The organism is Kitasatospora purpeofusca, assembly GCF_000718025.1.
In the GTDB taxonomy this organism is placed as follows: Bacteria; Actinomycetota; Actinomycetes; order Streptomycetales; family Streptomycetaceae; genus Kitasatospora; species Kitasatospora purpeofusca.
The window spans coordinates 361,302-381,482 of record NZ_JODS01000002.1 but is presented as its reverse complement, the minus strand read 5'-3'; the positions used below and the strand labels follow the sequence as shown (position 1 = coordinate 381,482).

The following is a 20,181-nucleotide window of genomic DNA, read 5'->3' as shown; positions in this document are numbered from 1 at the left end:
AGAGAGGCTCATAGTTAGCAAAGCTAATAGTGAGACGGCCTCCGCTGTACTGCTCAGGACCCCCGACCGCCGCACCCGCCCCGGGGGCGACGCCGACCGGCTCAGTCGGCCCGGTACGTCCGGGCCGCCTTGGAGGAGACGCCGCCGAGCTTGCCGGAGGGCAGCACCCGCGCGATCGCCACCGCCGCCTTGTAGCGCTTGCTCGGCACCGACACCGAACGCCCCCGGGCCAGGTCGCGCATGGCCTCCTCGACCACACGCTCGGCCGACAGCCAGCCCCAGGACGGGATGTTCCCGGTGCCCATGCCGGCCCGCTCGTGGAACTCGGTGTGCGTGAAGCCCGGGCAGAGCGCCATCAGCCGCACCCCGGTGCCGCCGAGGTCCCGCATCACGCCCTGGGTGAAGCTGACCACCCAGGCCTTGCTCGCGCCGTAGGTGCCGCGCGGCAGGAAGGCCGCCACCGAGGCGACGTTGACGACCGCGCCGCGCCCGCGCTCGCGCATCCCCGGCAGGGCGGCCGTGGTCAGCCGCAGCACCGCCTCGACGTGCACCTTCAGCATGTCCAGCTCGTCCTGCAGCGGAACGGTGGCGAAGGCGCCGCGGTTGCCGAAGCCCGCATTGTTCACCAGCAGGTCCACCGGGCGGGCGTCGTCGGACAGGCGGGCCTCGACGTCCGCGATCCCCTTGTCCGTGGCCAGGTCGGCGGTGAGCACCTCCACCTCCACGCCGAACTTCCCCCGCAGGTCCGCGGCGGAACCCTCCAGCCGCGCGGTGTCCCGGGCCACCAGGACGAGTCCGTAGCCGCTCCGCGCGAGGCGGCGGGCGAAGGCGGCTCCGATGCCGGCGGTCGCGCCGGTGATCAAGGCAGTGGTCATGCAGCGACCGTACCTACTCCCGAGTACCGGCGACAGCGCTGCGCGGCAGCGCGGTGTCTCTTCGTGACCACCGTCACGGACCGTACTGCGGTGGCGCCGGACCGTTCGTGCTCGTATCGTCGTTCGAGGGGGGCGCCGCCGGGCCTGGCGGCGGAACTTCGATGAGGAGGCACCCGATGCTTGCTCAGACCACCCGAACCACGCGTACGACGCTCGCCACCCAGGGCGAGATCGACGCACTCGGCATGTTGATCACGGAGGACGAGGCGACCGTCAGCGACGCGCCCACGTACCGTCCGGAAGCCGCCGCGCTGCTGCTGCTGGCAGGCGCGCTGCTGCTGTCCCCGAAGCCGCCGAAGGAGAAGACGCGGTAATCGGAACGGACGCTGCCGGGCGACGCGCGGAGTCCCACCGCGCCACAGCCCTCCGGTCCCGCCGCGGCCACCGGCCCGGCGGCCGGGGCGGCAGGCCAACGACCCGGACCCCGGCGGAGCCGCCACGTGAACGCGCCGCGGCCCCGTAACACCGCGAAGCCCACCTCCAAGGAGAAGCACGCAACCATGCCGACCGCCGATCTCGCACTCCGCGACGAATACGCCGCAGCGGTGGAGCGGCTGGCGGGCCACACCCTCGACGCCCTCCGGGGCGCCGGGGGTGCGGTCGCGCCCGCGCCCGCCTTCCCCGGCACCGGCCCCGTGCCGCGTCCGGTCCTCGCCGCCGCCCGGGTGCTCGGGCCGGACGTCCTCGCACCGCAGGCGCTGGGCGCGACCGGGCCCGACGAGCAGGCCGTCCTGCTGCTCGCGGAGGCCCACCGGGCCTTCCCCCCGTCCGCCTTCCCCGCACCCGCCCCCTCCACCGTCCCCCCTGCCGACGCGGACCAGGAACGGGCCGCCGGTGCCGCCCTGGTCACCGCCTGGCGGGACTGGGGCACCGCCGTCCTGCTGGCCCGCGCACTCGGGCCCGCCGCCGACGCCCTGCTCCCCGGGGCGACGGGCGAGAACGCCGGCGAGGACACCGACCTGGGCGCGCCGCAGCCCGGCCACGCCCCGCACCCGGAGCCGTACGCCTGGCAGGCCTGGTCGGTGCGGATGGCCCAGCTCTCCGCGCTCGCCCTGCCCGGCCTCGACGGGCCGGTCCACGACGCCGCCCGCGAGCACAGCCTCGCCCTGGCCCGCGGCGCCGTCCGCTCCGTCCTGCGCTGCGACCAGCGCGTCGCCGCCCGCCTGACCCGCTGGCTCGCCTGGCTCGCCGCCGACGGGCGGGAACTGCCGCTGGAGGTCGAACCCATGCTGGAGCGGATCCGCACCGTCGGCGACGGCAGCGCCCGAACCGCGCTCGAACTCGCCGTCGCGGAGCGCCTGCTGACCGGAGGGGTGTCATGACCGACCACCGGATCCTCGCCACCGCCCAGCAGTTGGGCTCCCGGGCGATGTCCTGGCTGCACACCTGCCACGAACGCGGCTTCGGCCGGCTGCCCGACGACGTCACCATCGACCTCGCCGATCCCAACAACGCCTACAAGCCGCTCGCCGAGTCCGCGCTCGCCGCCTCGCTGGTCCTGCGCGACGGCGTCACCGGCCCGGAGGACGCCCGGATCGCCCGCGAGCTGCTGGACTTCGGCTGGTCCCAGCTGCGCGAGGGCAACCTCCTGTACGAGCGGCTGCTGCGCTACCCGGTGATGACCGACCCGCTGGAGACCTACGTCCACTTCGCCCGGTCCGGCTACCGGCACCCGGCGCTGGAGGAGCTGCTCGAATCGCTCGCCAAGGTGCGCGGGATCCAGGCCATCGAGATGATGCCCAACCGGCGGCTGGCCCTCGCCAACGCGCGCCGGGTGATCGGGCTGCGCAACCAGCCCGACGACTGGCCCGAGCTCACCGCCAGGACCTGGCTCGGCGCCACCCCCGAGCCGTGGGCGATCGACTGGCTGACCGGCTACCACATCACCCACGCCGTCTTCCACCTCACCGACTGGGGCGCGCAGCCGGAGAGCATGCCCGAGCCGATGCGCGACTACGTCCGCAACTGGCTGCCGGTCTGGGTCGACACCTGGCTGGAGGTCGGCCAGTGGGACCTGGTCGGCGAGCTGCTGGTGGTGGACTCCTGCATCGGGGAGCCGGTCACCGGCGCCCAGGGCTGGGAGGCACTCGCGGCCATCCAGCGCGAGGACGGACTGATCCCCCGGGAGAGCGCGGAGCCCGTCTCGGACGACCCCGAGCAGGCGTTCCGGGACCACGAGCACACGGCCGTGGTCGCGGTGGTCGCGGGCACCGTCACGCTCTCCCGCGCGCTCGGCGGCGCGGCGGTCCCGGCTTGAGGGCGCGATGAGCACGACGGTGGCGGGGGCGGGAGCGGCGGGCGCCGCGGGAATCGAGGGAGTCGCGGGCACCGATGCCGGGGCTCCCGGCGCGGAGGAGTTCGCCGGACTCGTGCTCGCCGCCGGACCGCACGCCACCGCCGTGACCCTGGCGGTGGCGCGCGGCGGGCGCTCCGCCGTCCACTGCCACGGGCGGACCGCCCGGGACGGCGGGCCGTGCACACCCGACACCGGCTACGAACTCGGCTCCGTCACCAAGACCTTCACCGCCCTGCTGCTGGCCGAGCTGGCGGCGCGCGGCGAGGTCGCCCCGGACGACCCGGTGCAGCGCCACCTCCCGGCCGGACGCCGGCCGCCGGACGTCCGGCGCGGCGGACCGATCCGGCTGATCCACCTGGCCACCCACACCTCCGGCCTGCCCGGGCTGCCGCCGGGCCTGCTGGCGAGCGCCGTCCCCTCCTGGAACCGCAACCCCTACGCCGGCTACGACGAGCAGCGGTTCTGGGCGGCGCTGGCCCGAACCACCGTGCGCCACCCGCCCGGTGAGGTGTACTGGTACTCCAACTACGGTGTGGGACTGCTCGGCTGGCTGCTCGCCGAGGCGGGCGGCGGCCCCGACTACGCCGGGCTGCTCGACGAGCGGATCGGCCGCCCGCTCGGACTGGCGACCCTCAGCTGCTCCCCCGACGCGCCGCACCTCGCGACCGGCCACCACCTGGGGCGGCCGCTCCCACCGTGGCGGATCCCCGCCCTCCCGGGCGCGGGAGCCGTCCGGGCAGGGGGCGCGGACCTGCTGCGCTTCCTGCGCGCCCACCTGGAGCCGGACGGCGGCCCGCTCGGCACCGCGCTGCGAGAGGTGCAGCGACCCCGGTTGCGGCTGCCGCGTTCCGGCGACGAGATCTGCCTGGTCTGGAACCACCGGCGCGCCCCGGACGACCGCGACCTGTTCTTCCACTCCGGCGGGACGCGCGGCTTCACGGCGTTCGTCGGCTTCTGCCCGCAGACCGCCACCGCCGTCGCCGCGCTCACCAACACCGGGCCCACGGTGCGGTCCTGCTTCACCCAGACCGCCTACGACACCTTCAAGCGGCTCGCCCGGCCGGAGGGAGAGACCCCGGGAAGCGGCTGACGGCCGACGGTTCACGACGGACGGCCGGTGGATCCGGGAGATCCACCGGCCGTCGTCGGGCCGCCACCGGCCGGCGCGGGCCCTGCTGTCAGTCCCGGTCGGACCGCTCGGACCGCTCGGACCGGGCGGCGCTGTCGGCCGCGCCGCCGGCGCCGACCGGCCGGAGGCGGGAGGCGGCGGTGGCGGCGAGCTGGGGCGCCAGCTTGGCCACGTCGCGCGACCCGACCGCGGCGATCAGCGACGGCAGGGCCCAGCGGACCGGCTGCATCCCGCGCAGCCACGCCTGGGCGTAGACGTGGGCGGAGCGCCGGGCGATCCCGGCGGCGAGGCGGTCCACCGCCGGTTCCAGCGGATAGGTCTTGTTGGCCGGCCACGGCAGCCGGGAGCGCATCTGCTTGAGCACGGTGTCCTCGTCGGCCCCGCGCACCATGTCGGTGTCGGTCCAACTCAGGTACCCGACACCGACCTTGACGCCCTGGTGGGCCACCTCGGCCCGGATCGCGTGGGCGAACGCCTCGACGCCGGACTTGCTCGCGCAGTAGGCGCTCATCAGCGGAGCCGGGGTCAGCGCGGCCAGCGAGGCGATCTGCAGAAGGTAGCCGCGGCTCTCGGCGAGGACGGGCAGGAAGGCCCGGGCGGTGGCCACGCTGCCGAGCAGGTTGACCTCGATCACCCGGCTGAACGCCCGGTGGTCGCTGTCCAGCAGCGGACCGCCGAGGGCGATGCCGGCGTTGGCGACGACGGTGTCGATCCGGCCGTAGTGCGCCTTGATCCGCTCGGCGAGCCCGGTGAGCGTCTCGACGTCGGTGACGTCCGCCTCCCAGGCGGTGGCGTCCGGGCCGCACTGCGCGGCGACGGCCTTCAGCTCCTCCGGCTCCAGGCCGACCAGCGCGACCTTGGCGCCGCGCCGGGCGAGGTTGCGGGCCAGGGCGGCGCCGACGCCGCGCGCGGCTCCGGTGACGACGGCGACCTGGGCGGAGAGCGGTGGGGTGGCGGTCATGCGACGGCGGTCCTCTCGGGGTCGGCGGTGGCGGCGGCGGGCAGGTCGGTACCGGCGGTGGCCTCGGACCCGGCGGAGGCCGCGGAGTCCGCGGAGTCGGCGACGGGGCGCGCCGGGAGGTGGGCGGTCGCCATCCGGTCGATCTCGGCGGCGATCTCGGCCGGCCGCTCCAGCGGCGCCATGTGGCCGACCCCGGGCAGCAGGAGCAGCCCCTGCGGGTCGGCGAGCGCCGCGACCATGCGGTGGGCGTGCACCGGCGGGGTGAGCCGGTCCTCGGCGCCGACCACGACCGCCGTCGGCGCGGCGAGGCGGGCCAGCCCGGGGCGGACGTCCAGCCGGTCCAGCACCCCTGCCCAGTTGGCGCGGACGCCGGTGCGGCAGGCGTGCGCCATCCGGACGGCCACCTCGGTGCGCTCGGCGGGCGCGTCCGCGCCCATGATCGCGTACTTGAGCCCGGCCCGGCTGACCGGACCGACCGGTCCGAGCGGCAGCCGGGACCGCAGCACCTGCCGGTGCAGGAAGCGGCGCAGCGCCGGCGGGCGCACGGCGTCCGGGACGATCCGCACCTCGGTGAGGAGGTCGGACGGCCCGGTGGAGATCAGGACGGCGGCCGCCGCCCGCTCGGCGACCTCGGGGCGGGCGGCGCCCGCCATGATGGTCATGCCGCCCATGCTGTGCCCGGCCAGGACCGCCCGCTCGCCCTCCGGGACCACCCGGGTGAGCACGGCGGCGAGGTCCTCGGCCAGCGCGCGGGTGGAGTAGCGGGCCCGGCTCGACGGGATCTCGCTCCGGCCGTGGCCGCGCTGGTCGTAGACCACCACCCGGTAGCGGTCGGCGAGCCGGTGGATCACCGGCGCCCAGAAGTGGGTCGTGCAGGTCCAGCCGTGCGCGAGCACGACGGTGGGCGCCCCCGGCTGTCCGTGGACCTCGACGTGCAGCCGGGTGCCGTCGGCCGAGCGGACGGCCAACTCCTCGGCGGGCACCGGCTGGAGACAGTCGGCGGGGATCGGACGACGGCTCATGCCATGACCTCCTCGGTCCCGGTGGCGGCCGCGGACGACGCGGCCCGGGCGGACGACGCGGACAGTGCGGGCGGCGCGGCCCGGTCGTCGGAGCGCAGGATCAGCTCGTACTCGGTGAGGTCCACCTTGCGGGTGGCACGGCGGAACGAGGTGGTCGACCCGGGCCAGAGCACGGTGTTCTTGCCGCTCTTGTCCAGGTACCAGCTGCGGCAGCCGCCGGTGCTCCAGACCGTGCGGTCCATCCGGTGCTGGAGTTCGAGGTTCCAGCGCCGCTGCGCCCGGGCGGTGGGCTGCATCGCGGTCGCGCCGATCTCGTCGAGCTTGGTCAGCGCGTCGATCAGGTAGTTGAGCTGGGACTCGATCATCAGGATCATCGAGCTGTTGCCGAGCCCGGTGTTGGGGCCGATGACGAAGAAGAAGTTCGGGAAGCCGTGCACGGTGGACCCCCGCAGGGCCTCCATGCCCTCCTTCCACTTCTCGGCGAAGCTCGTGCCGTCGGCCCCGAACACCCGGGAGCCCATCGGCATGTCGGTGACGTGGAAGCCGGTGCCGAAGACGATCGCGTCCACCTCGTGCTCGCTGCCGTCGGCGGCGACCAGGGTCGAGCCGCGCACCTCGCGCAGTCCGGCCGGGACGACCTCGGTGTTGGCGGCGGCGAGCGCCGGGTAGTAGGTGTTGCTGAGCAGGATCCGCTTGCAGCCGATCCGGTAGTCCGGGGTGAGCTTGGCCCGCAGGGCCGGGTCGGCGACGCCGTCGGCGAGGTGGCGTTCGGCGAGGCGCTGGACCAGCTTGAGCAGGCCGGGCCGCCGGACGAACGCGTCCACCTGGAGCTCGCGCAGGGCGAACAGGGTGCCCCGGCGGGCCTTCGCGGTGATCGGGAAGCGGCCGTGCAGCCGCTTCTCCAGCTCGGTGATGGCCCGGTCCCGGCGCGGCAGGACCCAGGCCGGGGTCCGCTGGAACACCGTCAGCTTCCCCACCTGCGGCTGGATCGCCGGGACGATCTGGGCGGCGGAGGCCCCGGTGCCGACCATCGCCACGCGCTTGCCCGCGAGCGGGAAGTCGTGGTCCCAGCGGGAGGAGTGGAACACCTTGCCGGGGAAGGAGTCCAGGCCCGGCAGCTCGGGGATCTGCGGGTCCGCGAGCGGTCCGGCGGCGGCCACCACGGCGTCGGCGGTCCAGCGGCCGGCCGTCGTGGTGATCTGCCAGCGGGTCCGCTCGACGTCCCAACGGGCTTCGGTGACCTCGGTGTTGAAGCGCAGGTGGGGGCGGAGGCCGAAGACGTCGGCGACCTTCTCCAGGTAGGCGCGGATGTCCGGCTGGCCGGAGAAGCTGCGCGGCCAGTCCGGGTTGGGGGCGAAGGAGAAGGAGTAGAGGTGCGAGGGCACGTCGCAGGCGCAGCCGGGGTAGCTGTTGTCGCGCCAGGTGCCGCCGACCGAGTCGGCGCGCTCCAGGACGACGAAGTCGGTGATGCCGGCGCGGCGCAGCCGGACGCCGGCGCCGAGGCCGCCGAAGCCGGAGCCGATGACGGCGACCCGGACGTGCGGGACCGCTTCCGGCTCGACGGCTTCGGCCTCGGCCACGACTGCCTCCGACTCGACGGCTCCCGAGTCGGCTGCCTCCGACTCGACGGCTCCCGGCTCCACGGCCCCGGGCGCGGTGCGCGACCGGTCCTGGGCGGACGCCTCGGCGGCTCGGGGGCGGGGGCGCTTGGTGCTGGATGCCATGCGGCGTCCTCCTGAGGGTGGGGGACCGTGGGGCGCACGTCGCCGCTGCTCGGCGCGGCGCGGATCACGCCAACCGTGCCAGCAATCACTGGCACGGTTGGCAGGGTAGCCCTTGTTGACACTTGATGGAAGAAGCCCGACCGCTCCGATCGGAGCAGCGCCCGCCCTATGCTGAGCGCCGTGGACAAGGTCGAAGCCGCCCCCGAGGTCGGACAACGCGAGTTCCGGGTGGAGGAGCTGGCCGAAGCGGCCGGGATCACCACCCGCACCCTGCGCTTCTACCGCGAGCGGAAGCTGCTCCAGCCGCCCCGCAGGGAGGGACGGATCGCCTGGTACGGGGAGTCCCACCTGTCCCGGCTGCGGATGATCGCCGAGTTGCTGGAACGCGGCCACACCCTCGGCGGCATCACCGAACTGATCCGTGCCGGCGAGAGCGGGCGGGACGTCGCCGACCTCATCGGCCTGGAGGCGGCGCTCGTCGCGCCCTGGTCCGACGAGACCGCGGTCCATCTCGACTGGGACGAGCTGAAGACGGCCTTCGGCGACCAGCTCACCGAGGAGAACACCGCCGAGTCCATCGACCAGGGCTTCATCACGGTCGAGGAGGACGGGATCACCCACGTCAGCCGCCGGCTGATGGACGCCACCACGGCGCTGGTGGCGGAGGGCGTACCGCTGTCGGTGGTACTGGCGGCGAGCCGGCGGACCCAGGAGCACGTGGCGGCGATAGCCGAGATCTTCACCGCCCTGGTGCGCGAGCACGTGCTCGGCGCACTGTCCGCCGAGACCCCGCTGCCGCCCGGCGAGGCCGCCCGGCTGACGGAGCAGATCCTGCGGATCCGCCCGCTCGCCCGTACGGTCACCGACGCCCAGTTCGCCCTGGCCATGGACCGCCGGGTGCACGCCGAGTACGACGAACTGCTGCGGCAGCGCCTGGAGCACCGGGAGGGCGACTGACGGTCGCGCAGGCGTAACGATCCGTGCCACCGGGCAGGGATCAGCCGCCTCGCCGTCTGCCGCCCGAACGGAGTCGCCCGATGCCCGACGCCCCCGCCCACCGCCGTTCGCTCCCCGGCCCCGCCCCCGCCCGCCTCGCCCCGACCCGTCGCGGGCTGTTCGCGCTGGCCGCCGGGCTGGCCGCCGGCGCGGCGCTCACCGCCTGCGGGTCCGACGGCCCGGCCGCGGCCGACGGGTCGGGCCCGACGGGAGCGACCGGCACTTCGGGAACCACCGGCGGTACGACGGGAACCACCGGCGCGACGGGAACCCCTCGCGTGGTGCGGCACGCCCGCGGCGAGAGCACCGTCCCGCCGCGGGCCGCCCGGGTGGTCGTCCTGGACACCGACGCCCTCGACTCCGCCGTCACCCTGGGCGTCACCCCGGTCGGCGCCACCACCGTCGCCGCCGGCGCGCCGCTCTCCGCCTACCTGCCCGCCGAACGCCTCACCGGCGTCAAGGCCGTGGGCGTCATCGGCTCGCCCCAGCCGGAGGTGATCGCCGGACTCCGCCCCGACCTCGTCCTCGGCAGCCAGGTCCGCGACGACAAGCGCTACGACGAGCTGTCCAAGATCGCGCCGACGGTGCTGAGCAGGACCACCGGCCCGGCCTGGAAGGAGAACGTCCGGCTGCACGCCGAGGCGCTGGGGCGTCAGCCGGAGGCGGCGGCCGCCGAGCAGGCGTACCGGGCGAAGGCCGCCGAGCTGGTCGCGGCGCTCGGCGGGCCGGAGAAAGCGGCGGCGCTCAAGGTCGGGATGGCCCGCTTCGTCGCCGGGGCGCCGACCCGCCTGTACCTCAACGACACCTTCGTCGGCTCGATCCTCACCGACCTCGGCCTCGGCCGCCCGGCCAACCAGAACAAGTCCGGCTTCGCGCTGGAGATCAGCCCCGAGCAGGTCGACCAGGCCGCGGCCGACGTCATCTTCTACTCGGTCTACGGCGACCCGGCGAAGTCCGACCACGCCAGGATCGTCGGCGGCACCCTGTGGAACGGGCTCGACGCCGTGCGCAACGGCAGGGTCCACCAGGTCGACGACAACCTCTGGATGCTCGGCATCGGTTACACCGGCGCGGGCCTGATCCTCGACCGAATGCGGCGCGACCTCGTCGGCTGACCCCTGCCGACTCGGTCCGCCCGGACGCCGAACCCCAAGAGCGTCCCAAGGACGGACGGCCCGAAGCGGAGCCCGCGCGCTCCCCGCGTGAAGAAATCGCGCGGCCGGGGCGGGCGGCCGGACGCGCGCGGCCCCCGGCCGACGGCAGGCGCTAGGCTCGCCGCTCGGCTGCCGCGCGGACCACTGCGGCGCCGACCGACCCGGGCCGGCGGACGGCCCGCAGCACGGGGGGAACGACGAACATGAGCGACGGAACAGTGCCCGGCGCCGCCGGCGGCACCGTCAACGGCTCCGGGCCGGGCGGATCGGCCGGCCCGGACGGATACCGCGTCAATGTGGCGGGCCTGAACGGCGTCGCCGAGCAGCTGGGCCGGACGGCGACCGACATCGCCGAGGCCAAGACCGCGTACGCGGGCTCGGTCTGCTACGCGTCCACCGCCTTCGGCGAGTTCGGCGTGGACCGCGCCTGGTCCTCCTTCGACAGCGCCTGGTCGAAGGAGATCGGCGTGACCCAGCGCGCGCTGGAGGAGCTGTCCCAGAAGATGGCCACCACCACGGCGAACTACCGCAACACCGAGCACGCCGTCGCCTCCGGCCTGGTGCCCGCCGGCGGCGGCCGGTGAGCAAGGTCAAGGATCTGGAGCACGCGCGGCACAGCATCGAGCAGTTCACGTTCATGCTGCCGAACCTGCACCTGGTGCAGGGCATCGAGGAGGCGCTCGCCGTCCCGGAGCCGGTCGGCGACCCGGCGGCGGTCCGCGCCCGGGCGCAGGACTACTCGAAGGCGGCGGCCTCCTTCGCCAAGGCCACCACCGACCTGTCCGGGGTGGCGGCCAACCAGCTGCCCTCGGTGTGGACGGGCTCGGTCGCCGAGCACGCGACCCAGGCTGTGCACGCGATGTCGGCGGAGACCACGACCTCCAAGGACACCCTCGCCGAGGCCGCCAAGGTGCTCGACGCCTGGGCCAACGACCTGCAGTGGGCGAAGTCCACCGACGCCCAGGGCCGCCAGCAGCTGCACGACGCCGGCGAACGCGCCCGGCACGACCCGACCGGCTTCGACCAGGGCGCCCGCGAGACGGCGCTGGCCGGCGTCGACGCCCGGCTGGCCGCCGCGCGGCGGGCCGAGAGCTGCGGCACCGGCACCGCCGGCAAGCTCAACCAGCTCGCCGCCAAGGCCCGCGCGGCGCGGGCCGGTGACGGTTCGATCGACCCGCTGGCGGCGGTGGTGCTGGCCACCGAGAAGAACCCCGGCGCGGGCGAGGACGGCGACTACATCCTCACCCCCAACCAGCTCGACCGGGCGAACCAGGTGCTCGGGGTGATGACCGGCGCCGACCAGGCGGCGTTCCGCGCGCTGCTCTCCGGCGCCAAGTCCCCCGAGGAGTCCGCCTACCTGTGGAAGGCGCTGGCGGCCGGGCACTCGGTGGCGGACATCCAGCGGTTCGACGCGCAGATCCACCCGCACGGCGACGACCCGGCCTGGCTGGCCCAGCACCTCGTACCGGCCACCTCCACCGACGACACCCGGCGCGAGTCCTCCGACAACCTCGACGTCACCTACCAGGGGCAGCCGGTCAGCATCGACGGCTACGGCGTCTACTCGCAGCGCAACGTCAGCGACTGCGTCGCCGCCTCCACCGTCATCGCGCAGGCCAAGCTGGACCCGCTGCTGATGTTCCAGCTGACCACCGGCGGCACACCCGACACCCCCGGCGCCGACTCGCCGGAGAACTTCGGGCAGCGCCTCCAGGACGCCTACCTCGGCGAGTACAAGGACGGCCAGCGGGCCGACGGCAACAAGAAGGTCTACCCGCAGGTGGACGCCGGGCTCGGCGCCACGGCCCAGACCTACCTGGCCGACAAGGACCTCGGCCGGGCCACCGGGGCCGACTACGAGCACGTCGAGCTGAAGAGCGACGAGGACCGGCGCGCCGCGGTGACCCGGATCGAGAAGTCCGTCGACGAGGGCCTGCCGGTGCCGATCACCGTGCGCAACGAGGACTCCGGCCACCAGATGATGATCATCGGCCGGGACGGCGACAAGCTCCAGATCTACAACCCGTGGGGCTTCACCTCCTGGGTGACGGAGGAGCAGTTCGTCAACAGCCAGCTCGGCGGACTCACCCCCGGCGACCACCCGCTCAACCAGTCGACCGCCCTGGAGCTGCCGAAATGACCACCGTCCGGTCCGATGCCGAGCTGGCGGACCTCGACGTGCCCGCCGCCGTCACCCGCGGTCTGCTGCTGGCCGGCGGGCCGCGCCAGGCCCTGTTCACCGAGGCGGCCATCGCCGCCGCGCACCGCGCCGAGGCCGCGGGCATCGGCCCGTACCCCCTGGGCTTCCTGGCCCGGCACGTGCGGGCGGGCGGCTTCGCGGCCGCGCTCGCGCTGCCCGAGCCGGTGATCGGCGAGTCCGGCACGGCGCTCGTCCGCAGCTGGCTGCAGGCCGCGGCGGCGACCGGGGCGGACGTGGGGCGCGAGCACCTGTTCGCGCGCTGGCTGGCCGAGGTCGCCGCGCTGCTCGAACTGCGCCGGGACGCCCGGGCGGGCGGTGCGGCATGAGGGTTCGAACGGTCCCCACCGCCGTAGCCGCCGTCCTCGCCACCGGGCTGGCGGCGCTGAGCGGGTGCTCGTCCGGCGGCTCGGGCGGCTCCGGCGGCGGACCCCCCGCCGCGCTGCTGGCCCTGCCCGCCGACCTCGACGCGGAGGCGGTGGCCGGCGGCAAGCAGCCCGCCTTCGAGCCGAGCGACGTGCACCTCGCCGTCGGCCGGACGTTCGGCATGGACGTGCGGGTCGCGCCGCTGCCGCACGGCTGGCGGCTCGTCGACCCGGGCGACACCGGCCCGCTGCGCCGGGACGCCGACAGCAAGCAGAGCACCTGCGCGCCGAACACCGCCGGCTGCGGCCACACCGTCCGCCAGAGCTGGACCGCCACCGCCGCCGGGAGCACCACCCTCACTTGGCGGTATGTCGACTTCGCGAGCTGCAAGGAGGTGCAGAACCCGGCCTCCTGCCGGACGCTGGCCAGCAAGGAGGTCCGGGTCACCGTCGGCTGACGGGCACCTTGCGACCGGCGGACCCTCGCGGCCCGGAAAGCAGGTGCCGTGAGCGCGGTGCGCGGCCTACCATCCGACCATGATCGAAGGTACAGCGGTACGGCTGCGCGCCCTGCGCGCGGAGGACGCGGAACACCAGCTCCGCTGGCGCAACGACCCGGAGGTGGTGCGGCTGGCGGCGGCCGGCGACCCGCGCTTCGGCCCGACCACCGCCGAGGCACTGGCCGACCGCTTCGCCCGGATCCTGCGCCTCGACCCGCGCGAGGCCGGCATCCTCACCGTCGAGGAGAAGGCCGGCGGCCGCCCGATCGGCATGGTCGACTACCGCGACGTGGACCCGTACGAAGGCGTCGCCGAGCTCGGGATCTTCATCGGCGAACGGGAGTTCTGGGACCACGGCTACGGTTCGGAGGCCCTCGGCCTGCTGGTGGACCACCTGTTCGGCATGTTCCCGCTGCACCGGCTGGAGCTGGATACCTGGAGCGGCAACACCCGGGCGGCCCGGGCGTTCGCCCGGCTCGGCTTCCAGGAGGAGGGGCGCCGCAGGGACGCCGTCCTGCTCGCCGGGGCCCGCTACGACCGCCTGCTGTTCGGCCTGCTCCGCCGGGAGTGGGAGGCCCGCCGCCGGTCCGCGCCCGGGGCACCCGAGGCCACCGGCGCGCCCGAGGCCACCGGCGCGACCGCCGTCGTCGGGTAGCCGTCCGGCGCCCGGCACCCGGGAGAGACCAGGCCGATTCGTCACCGCTCCGGCACAGTTGGCCGTCCGGACCGCCGGTCTCCGCAGAGGCACCCTGGACGGGCCGCGGCGCGCGGGCGCAGACTGCGGCCGTGATCGATCTGCGTTTCCTCACCCCCGCCGACCCGGACGACTGGCCGCTGTGGCGGGACGCCCGGCTGGCCGCGCTCCGCGACGCGCCGCACGCCTTCAAGGTGCGGCTGTCGGACTGGCCGACGGGCGGCGAGGAGGAGTGGCGCGCCCGGTTCGCGCGCCGGGACGCCGTGCACGTCGTCGCCGTGTCGGCGGACGGGCGGCCGCTCGGGCTGGCGGGCGGGATTCCCTCGCCCGGGCGGGACGGGGCGGCCGAGCTGCGTTCGCTCTGGGTCGGCCCGGAGGCCCGGGGGCGGCGGACCGGGGACCGGCTGCTGGCCGCCGTGGAGGCATGGGCCCGGCGGACGGGCCGCACCTCGCTGCGGCTCGCCGTGCTCGCGGGCAACGCACCGGCCGAGGCGCTGTACCGGCGCAACGGGTTCACCGACGCGGACGAGCCGGACGCGCCGTGCGCGCCGAGCACGCCGGACCGGTCGGTCGGGGGCGGCGTACCGGGGGCCGAACGGGCCTTCGGGGAACGGGTGATGGTCAAGCGACTGGTGCCCGTCGTACCGGAGCGGTAGCGGGTCGTCGTCCGGAACGACCACCGGCGGTGGCCACCGGTGCGCGGGCCCGGCAGCACGTGGCCGACATCTGAGCGGAAGCGTCCGTTTCGCGGTCAACCAGGGGTAAAGTCAGCGAGCATGGTCGAATCGACGGTCCCGATCCTGCCCTGTCAAACACTCCCGCCGGTGCTCGATTTCTACACCGCGCTCGGCTTCGAAGTGACGATCCATCAGCGAACTCCCGAGCCCTACGCAGTCGTCCAACGCGGCGGCATCCAGCTGCACTTCCTCGGCATGCAGCAGTACGACCCGGGTGCCGGCCACGGCACCTGCCTGGTCCGCACCGACGACGTGGACGCACTGCACGCCGCGTTCCAGGAGGGCCTGCGGTCCGCCTACGGGCGGGTGCCGACCCAGGGCCTGCCCCGGCTGGGCGCGCTCGGCGACACCCCGCACGGTGTGCGGGAGTTCCTGCTGACCGATCCCGGCGGCAACTGCCTGCGGATCGGTCAGCCGATCCGTGCCGACCGGCACCAGCGGCCGTCCTCCGACGAGCCGTTCGCGAAGGCGCTGCACCACGCCGCGCTGTTCGCCGACTCCAAGGAGGACCCGGCGGCGGCCGCCCGGGTGCTGGACCGGGCGCTGGAGTCGCCGGACGGGCCGCCCGCCCGGGTGCTGCTGTTCCGCATCCTGGCGCTGCGGGCCGACCTGGCGCACCGGCTGGCGGACGGCGCCAGCGCCGAGGCCTTCACCCGGCGGGCGGAGTCGGTCGCCGAGGGGCTCACCGCCGAGGAGCAGGAGTCCGTCCGGGACGAGCTCGGGCGCCTCGCCGGTCTCCTGGTCCGGGGCTGACGTCCGACGACTGACGTCCGGCAGATGGCGTCCTGCGGACGGCGCCCGACGGATGGCGGCCAACAGATGGCAGATTCCACATCTGCGGTCCGTAGGCCGTCATCCGACACCGGACCGTCGGACCGTCCGAGCAGCGCGCGGCCGCTCAGGACGTCCAGTTCCGGGCGCACAGCACCAGCCGGTAGCCGTCCGGATCGGCGACCGTGACACCGTGCTCGTCCCAGTAGGGATTGTGCGAGGGCACCCGCGTACCACCACTGGCCTCCAGCCGCCGGACCAGCGCCTCGTCCACCGGCGCCCCGAGGTAGACCACGAAGAGGTCGTCGACGGTGGGCGCCGGTTCGACCGGCCGCTCGGGGTCGTGGGTCAGCTCGAAGTGCCAACCGCCGCCGGGCGGGCCCACCATGAGGAGGTCGTGCTCACCGGGGACGTGTTCGGCGGTGCGCCACAGGACGGCCAGGCCGAGGCCGTCGACATAGAAGCGCTCGGCCGCCGCGAGGTCCCGGGAGGGCCGCGCGACGCGGACGTGGGCGGTGGAGTCGATCACGGGAACCGAGCCTACCGAGGCCCCCTGACAGACCGCCGGCGCCCGTCGGCGACCCGTCAGAGCCGCCGCAGGCGCTCCTCGTCCCCCGTCCGGGGACAGGTGACGCAGGCCCGGGCGGGCTCGATCGCGTAGTAGAGGCAGCAGCCGAGGCGGGTCCGGGTGTGGTGGGCGCGGCCGTCCTCCCCGCACAGGACGCGGAAGTCCGCGGCGCCGAGGAGCGGGTCGGTGTGCCCGGGGAGCACGGCCGTCGCGGCGGCGACGGCGGCGTCCTCCTCGACCGGGACCGGCGACCCGGCCGTCTCGTCGAGCCGCTTGCCCAGGTACCAGATCGCCGAGGCGAGGTCGTCGGTGACCATGCCCCACAGCGCCCTGGTGCCGCGCCGGGTGGGGGCGGCGAAGGCGGCCAGCAGCGGTTCGACGTGGGCGACGACGGCGGCGCGCAGTTCGGCCCGGAGTTCGTCCTCGCCCGGGAGGGTGACATGGGCGTGCGGGCGCAGCGCGAAATCACCCGTAGGGGCGTGGAACCACAGGTTCGCGCCGTCGATCGACGGGACGCGACCCGCCAGCCGCCAGGGTCCGGCGATCAGCACGCAGACCGACCAGAGGTAGTGGTGCAGCAGCCGGGAGGCGGCGACATGGGGGCGCGGCGCGGTGCCGTGCCCGGCGGCGACGGGGGCGATCCGGGCGGCCTCGCCGGCCAGTGCGTCGGCCAGCGCGTCCGGATCGGTCGCCAGTTCCACCGCGGAGTACCAGCCGAGCGCGCGGGCCGGGGCGGGCTCGTCGGTCGCGAGCAGCCGCACCCGGAGTACCGGGCAGAGGTCGAGCAGCAGCCGGTAGTCGGTGTCCAGCGGATTCGCGGGACGTGGCGCGACGGGCACGGCGGCAGGCAGGGGCGGACCCGAGAAGATCACCGGCACTCCCGAGATCGTGTTAGGTGAGGCTCACCTTATAGGCACTCACCGGCCGGTTCGCGCCACCCCGGGCCGTTCGCCGCCCCGACTCGCCCGGTACGTACCAACCCGGCCGCAACTTGACTCACTTAGGTATACCTAACCTAATATCTCGCCCCGTGCTCACCACCGATCCGCCGGCTCCCCCGACCCCGGCCCCGAGAACCCGCACAGCGGCCCGGCTCCCCCTGGTGCTGGTCGCCGGGCTCGGCCTGCTGGCGCTGTGCGCCGCACTGAGCCTCGCGCTCGGCTCCCGCACGATCCCGCTGGGCACCGTCGTCGGCGCCCTGACCGGCGGTGAGCACGGCGGCGACGCCGATGTGGTGACGGGGCTTCGGGTGCCGCGGACGCTGATCGGCCTCGCGGTCGGGGCCGCGCTCGGCGTCGCCGGGGCGGTCGCCCAGGGCGTCACCCGCAACCCGCTCGCCTCGCCGATCACCCTCGGCATCAACGCCGGCGCGAGCTTCGCCGTGGTCGCCGCGATCTACACCCTCGAACTGACCCGCCCGGTCGAGTACGTGTGGTTCGCCTTCGCCGGAGCGGCGGTGGCGGCCGTGGCCGCGTACGCGATGTCCCGCCACGGCGGGGACCTCGACCCGGTCCGGCTCGCACTCGGCGGCACCGTGCTCACGGTGGTGCTCACCTCGTGGACCTCCGCGCTGATGCTGGCCAGTCACCGCACCCTGGACGAGGCGCGGTTCTGGCTGGCCGGGTCGGTCGCCGGGCGGCACCTGGACACCCTCGTGCCGGTGCTGCCGTTCCTGGCGCTCGGCCTGCTCGCCTCCTTCGCCGTCGCGCCCTCGCTCAACGCGCTGGCGCTCGGCGACGAGAGCGCCCAGTCGCTCGGCGTGCCGGTGGCCCGGATCCGGGTGGTCGGCGGCCTGGCCGTCGTGCTGCTCGCCGGGTCCGCCGTGGCCGTCGCCGGGCCGGTCGCCTTCATCGGGCTGGCGGCCCCGCACCTGGTCCGGCCGCTCCTCGGCAACGACCACCGGCTGCTGCTGCCCGGCTGCCTGATCGCCGGTCCGGTACTGCTGCTCACCGCCGACGTGCTCGGCCGGACGGTGGCCCGCCCCTCCGAACTGGAGGTCGGCATCGTGACGGCGTTCCTCGGCGCGCCGCTGCTCGCCGTACTGGCCCGCAAGGTGGCGCGATGAGCGCCCCGGCCCTCGACCGGGCCACCGACCGGGCCCCCGGCGGGGCCACCGGCGGCACCACCCCGGGGCCGGGCACCTCCGCCGCCCGCCGCCGCGCCCGGACCGCCGGCTGGTCGCTGGTCGCCGCCGTCCTGCTGGTCCTGCTCACCGGGACCGCGCTCGGCACCGGGCAGGTCAGGATGACGGTCTGGGAGGCGCTGCGCGCGCTGGCCGGATCCGGTGACCCCGGGAACGTCCTGGTGGTCCAGGAGTTCCGCGCCCCGCGCGTGGTCTCCGCGCTGATCGCGGGCGCCGGGCTGGCGGTGGCCGGCTCGATGCTCCAGCGCCTGTTCCGCAACCCGCTCGCCTCGCCCGACACCATCGGCGTCACCGGCGGCGCGTCCTTCGGCGCCGTCCTGATGCTCGCCACCGGCGCCTCGCAGGAGCTCATCCCCTTGGCCGCGCTGGGCGGCGGACTGCTGGCCGCGCTGCTGCTCGGCGGCTTCGCCTGGCGCTCCCGGATGGCGGTCACCCGGCTGGTCCTGGTCGGGCTCGCGGTCCAGCAGGGCCTCGCCGCCGCCGTCAATCTGATGATCGTGCGGTTCCCCGCCGAGCTGGCTTCCTCCGCGATGCAGTGGACCACCGGCTCCCTCTACGGCCGCAACTGGGACGAGGTCTGGATCGGCGGTTCCGCCGTCGCGCTGACCAGCGTCGCCGTGGTGCTCGGTCAGCGCCGGGTGGCCGTGCTCGACCTCGGCGACGACTCGGCCGGCGGGCTCGGGCTCGATCCGCGGCGTGACCGCGTCCTGCTGCTCCTGCTCAGCATCGCCCTGGCCTCCCTCGCCGCGGCGCTCACCGGGCCGGTCGCGTTCGTCGCGCTCGCCGTGCCGCACCTGGTCCGGCTGCTCGCCGGACCGCCCACCCTCGGCACGCTCGGCCTCACCGCCCTCACCGGCTCCCTGCTGCTGCTCGCCTCCGACCTCCTCGTACTGCATGTGATCCCCGTCCACGGCCTGCCGGTGGGTGCCGTCACCGCCACCCTCGGCGCGCCCTGGCTCCTGGTGCTGATGATCCGCCAGGGCCGGCTTCCCCGGAGGACCAGCTGATGACCCCCGACCTGACCACCGCGGCCGAGGCCGCCCCGACCGGCACCGCGGGTGCCGCCGGTGCCGACCGGTCGGCGAACCGCCTCGCCGCCCACGGCCTCGGCCTGGGCTACGGCAACCGGACCGTCGTGGACGGGCTCGACCTCGAACTGCCCGGCAACGCCGTCACCGCCATCGTCGGGCCCAACGCCTGCGGCAAGTCGACCCTGCTGCGCGGCCTCGTCCGGCTGCTGGACCCGGCCGCCGGCAGCGTCACCCTGGACGGCTCCGACATCCACCGGATGCCGGCCCGCACGCTCGCCAAGCGGATGGGCCTGCTGCCCCAGCAGCCCGTCACCCCCGAGGCCGTCACCGTCGAGGCGCTGGTCCGGCTGGGCCGGTTCCCGCACCAGCGGATGCTCACCCCGTGGTCCAGGGCCGACCAGGCCGCGGTCGAGGACGCGCTCACCCGCACCGGCATGGACGGGCTGCGCGACCAGCACGTGGACCGGCTCTCCGGCGGCCAGCGGCAGCGGGCCTGGATCGCGCTCGCGCTGGCCCAGGACACCGACCTGCTGCTGCTCGACGAGCCGACCACCTTCCTCGACCTGCGCCACCAGCTCGACGTGCTCGACCTGGTCTCCGACCTGCACGCGCAGGCCGGACGGACGGTCGTCATGGTGCTGCACGACCTCGGCCAGGCCGCCAGGTACGCCGACCACCTGGTCGTCCTCAAGGACGGCCGGCTCGCTGCCGCCGGGGCACCGGGGGACATCCTCACCGCCGAACTGGTGGAGAGCGTCTTCCAGGTCGCCTGCCAGGTCGTGCCCGACCCGGAGACCGGCACTCCGCTGGTCGTGCCCAGGGCCCGGTCGAGACGGGCCGCCGCACCGGCCGCGCCCGCTGCCCCGGTCGGCCCCGAGCGCTGAGGCCCCCTGCCCCGCGCTCCGCTCCCCCGCTTCCGGCCGCGCCCGCCCCTCGCGGGTCGTTCCGGCGCCCCGCC

At 75.2% G+C, this 20,181-nt stretch carries 22 protein-coding genes; 16 read left to right on the top strand and 6 right to left on the bottom strand.

Annotated elements, in window-relative coordinates; genetic code table 11:
* Positions 1 to 101: 101 nt before the first annotated feature.
* Entirely contained in the window at positions 102 to 875 is a 774-nt protein-coding gene (locus tag IF01_RS0104760) for an SDR family NAD(P)-dependent oxidoreductase (protein ID WP_030391983.1), read from the bottom strand.
* 176 nt (positions 876 to 1,051) lie between these two features.
* On the opposite strand from IF01_RS0104760, the gene IF01_RS0104755 reads away from it, so the two are divergent.
* The 4 genes from IF01_RS0104755 (at position 1,052) to IF01_RS0104740 (ending at position 4,321) form a co-directional block, all read left to right on the top strand.
* Positions 1,052 to 1,249: a hypothetical protein gene (locus IF01_RS0104755; RefSeq protein ID WP_030391982.1), complete on the top strand. Its 198-nt coding sequence runs from the start codon at positions 1,052 to 1,054 to the stop codon at positions 1,247 to 1,249.
* A 186-nt stretch (positions 1,250 to 1,435) separates the two neighbouring features.
* Positions 1,436 to 2,257, top strand: a complete 822-nt coding sequence (locus IF01_RS0104750; protein WP_037778893.1) for a hypothetical protein — start codon at positions 1,436 to 1,438, stop codon at positions 2,255 to 2,257.
* Positions 2,254 to 3,192, top strand: coding sequence for a DUF6895 family protein (locus IF01_RS0104745; RefSeq protein ID WP_030391980.1), 939 nt, complete (start codon positions 2,254 to 2,256; stop codon positions 3,190 to 3,192). Before IF01_RS0104750 ends, IF01_RS0104745 begins: the two co-directional genes overlap by 4 nt.
* A 7-nt stretch (positions 3,193 to 3,199) precedes the next feature.
* The gene (locus IF01_RS0104740; protein ID WP_051754919.1) at positions 3,200 to 4,321 is read left to right on the top strand and encodes a serine hydrolase domain-containing protein; all 1,122 of its coding nucleotides are present in this window, start codon (positions 3,200 to 3,202) and stop codon (positions 4,319 to 4,321) included.
* 88 nt (positions 4,322 to 4,409) lie between these two features.
* Here IF01_RS0104740 and IF01_RS0104735 read toward each other — a convergent pair whose 3' ends face one another.
* From IF01_RS0104735 to IF01_RS0104725, 3 genes are read right to left on the bottom strand one after another with little or no spacing between them, the layout of a single operon-like run.
* Positions 4,410 to 5,321 (bottom strand): SDR family oxidoreductase, encoded by a 912-nt coding sequence (locus IF01_RS0104735; RefSeq protein WP_030391978.1) that lies wholly within the window; start codon positions 5,319 to 5,321, stop codon positions 4,410 to 4,412.
* A complete protein-coding gene (locus IF01_RS0104730) occupies positions 5,318 to 6,343 on the bottom strand; it encodes an alpha/beta fold hydrolase (RefSeq protein WP_030391977.1) in 1,026 nt (341 codons plus the stop codon). The genes IF01_RS0104735 and IF01_RS0104730 overlap by 4 nt, the downstream gene beginning before the upstream one ends.
* On the bottom strand, positions 6,340 to 7,923 hold the full coding sequence (locus IF01_RS0104725; RefSeq protein ID WP_051740188.1) for a flavin-containing monooxygenase: 1,584 nt from the start codon (positions 7,921 to 7,923) through the stop codon (positions 6,340 to 6,342). Before IF01_RS0104725 ends, IF01_RS0104730 begins: the two co-directional genes overlap by 4 nt.
* Positions 7,924 to 8,247: 324 nt before the next feature.
* Between IF01_RS0104725 and IF01_RS0104720 the strand changes: the two genes are divergently transcribed.
* The 9 genes from IF01_RS0104720 to IF01_RS0104680 all read left to right on the top strand — a co-directional run bounded on the left by IF01_RS0104720 (position 8,248) and on the right by IF01_RS0104680 (position 15,463).
* Positions 8,248 to 9,024, top strand: coding sequence for a MerR family transcriptional regulator (locus tag IF01_RS0104720; RefSeq protein ID WP_037779046.1), 777 nt, complete (start codon positions 8,248 to 8,250; stop codon positions 9,022 to 9,024).
* An 80-nt stretch (positions 9,025 to 9,104) separates the two neighbouring features.
* On the top strand, positions 9,105 to 10,178 hold the full coding sequence (locus IF01_RS0104715) for an ABC transporter substrate-binding protein (RefSeq protein WP_051754918.1): 1,074 nt from the start codon (positions 9,105 to 9,107) through the stop codon (positions 10,176 to 10,178).
* 242 nt (positions 10,179 to 10,420) lie between these two features.
* Complete coding sequence (locus IF01_RS0104710) at positions 10,421 to 10,801, top strand: type VII secretion target (protein ID WP_078879666.1); 381 nt, start codon at positions 10,421 to 10,423, stop codon at positions 10,799 to 10,801.
* The gene (locus tag IF01_RS0104705; RefSeq protein ID WP_030391972.1) at positions 10,798 to 12,357 is read left to right on the top strand and encodes a hypothetical protein; all 1,560 of its coding nucleotides are present in this window, start codon (positions 10,798 to 10,800) and stop codon (positions 12,355 to 12,357) included. The genes IF01_RS0104710 and IF01_RS0104705 overlap by 4 nt, the downstream gene beginning before the upstream one ends.
* Positions 12,354 to 12,743 (top strand): hypothetical protein, encoded by a 390-nt coding sequence (locus IF01_RS0104700; protein ID WP_030391971.1) that lies wholly within the window; start codon positions 12,354 to 12,356, stop codon positions 12,741 to 12,743. Before IF01_RS0104705 ends, IF01_RS0104700 begins: the two co-directional genes overlap by 4 nt.
* Complete coding sequence (locus tag IF01_RS0104695) at positions 12,740 to 13,237, top strand: hypothetical protein (protein ID WP_030391970.1); 498 nt, start codon at positions 12,740 to 12,742, stop codon at positions 13,235 to 13,237. The genes IF01_RS0104700 and IF01_RS0104695 overlap by 4 nt, the downstream gene beginning before the upstream one ends.
* 79 nt (positions 13,238 to 13,316) lie before the next feature.
* Positions 13,317 to 13,934, top strand: a complete 618-nt coding sequence (locus tag IF01_RS0104690; protein WP_078879665.1) for a GNAT family N-acetyltransferase — start codon at positions 13,317 to 13,319, stop codon at positions 13,932 to 13,934.
* Between the two features lie 131 nt (positions 13,935 to 14,065).
* Positions 14,066 to 14,629 (top strand): GNAT family N-acetyltransferase, encoded by a 564-nt coding sequence (locus IF01_RS0104685; protein WP_063764131.1) that lies wholly within the window; start codon positions 14,066 to 14,068, stop codon positions 14,627 to 14,629.
* Between the two features lie 120 nt (positions 14,630 to 14,749).
* Entirely contained in the window at positions 14,750 to 15,463 is a 714-nt protein-coding gene (locus IF01_RS0104680) for a bleomycin resistance protein (protein ID WP_030391967.1), read from the top strand.
* Between the two features lie 145 nt (positions 15,464 to 15,608).
* On the opposite strand, the gene IF01_RS0104675 is transcribed toward IF01_RS0104680, so the two are convergent.
* The gene (locus tag IF01_RS0104675; protein ID WP_030391966.1) at positions 15,609 to 16,010 is read right to left on the bottom strand and encodes a VOC family protein; all 402 of its coding nucleotides are present in this window, start codon (positions 16,008 to 16,010) and stop codon (positions 15,609 to 15,611) included.
* Positions 16,011 to 16,066: 56 nt separating this feature from the next.
* Positions 16,067 to 16,888 (bottom strand): (2Fe-2S)-binding protein, encoded by an 822-nt coding sequence (locus tag IF01_RS46675; protein ID WP_233289991.1) that lies wholly within the window; start codon positions 16,886 to 16,888, stop codon positions 16,067 to 16,069.
* Positions 16,889 to 17,148: 260 nt separating this feature from the next.
* Between IF01_RS46675 and IF01_RS0104665 the strand changes: the two genes are divergently transcribed.
* Genes IF01_RS0104665 through IF01_RS0104655 form a run of 3 tightly spaced genes read left to right on the top strand, consistent with a single transcriptional unit; the run spans position 17,149 to position 20,107 of the window.
* Complete coding sequence (locus IF01_RS0104665) at positions 17,149 to 18,114, top strand: FecCD family ABC transporter permease (RefSeq protein WP_030391964.1); 966 nt, start codon at positions 17,149 to 17,151, stop codon at positions 18,112 to 18,114.
* A complete protein-coding gene (locus tag IF01_RS0104660; protein ID WP_078879662.1) occupies positions 18,111 to 19,199 on the top strand; it encodes a FecCD family ABC transporter permease in 1,089 nt (362 codons plus the stop codon). The genes IF01_RS0104665 and IF01_RS0104660 overlap by 4 nt, the downstream gene beginning before the upstream one ends.
* Positions 19,199 to 20,107 (top strand): ABC transporter ATP-binding protein, encoded by a 909-nt coding sequence (locus IF01_RS0104655; RefSeq protein WP_078879661.1) that lies wholly within the window; start codon positions 19,199 to 19,201, stop codon positions 20,105 to 20,107. The genes IF01_RS0104660 and IF01_RS0104655 overlap by 1 nt, the downstream gene beginning before the upstream one ends.
* Positions 20,108 to 20,181 lie beyond the last annotated feature (74 nt).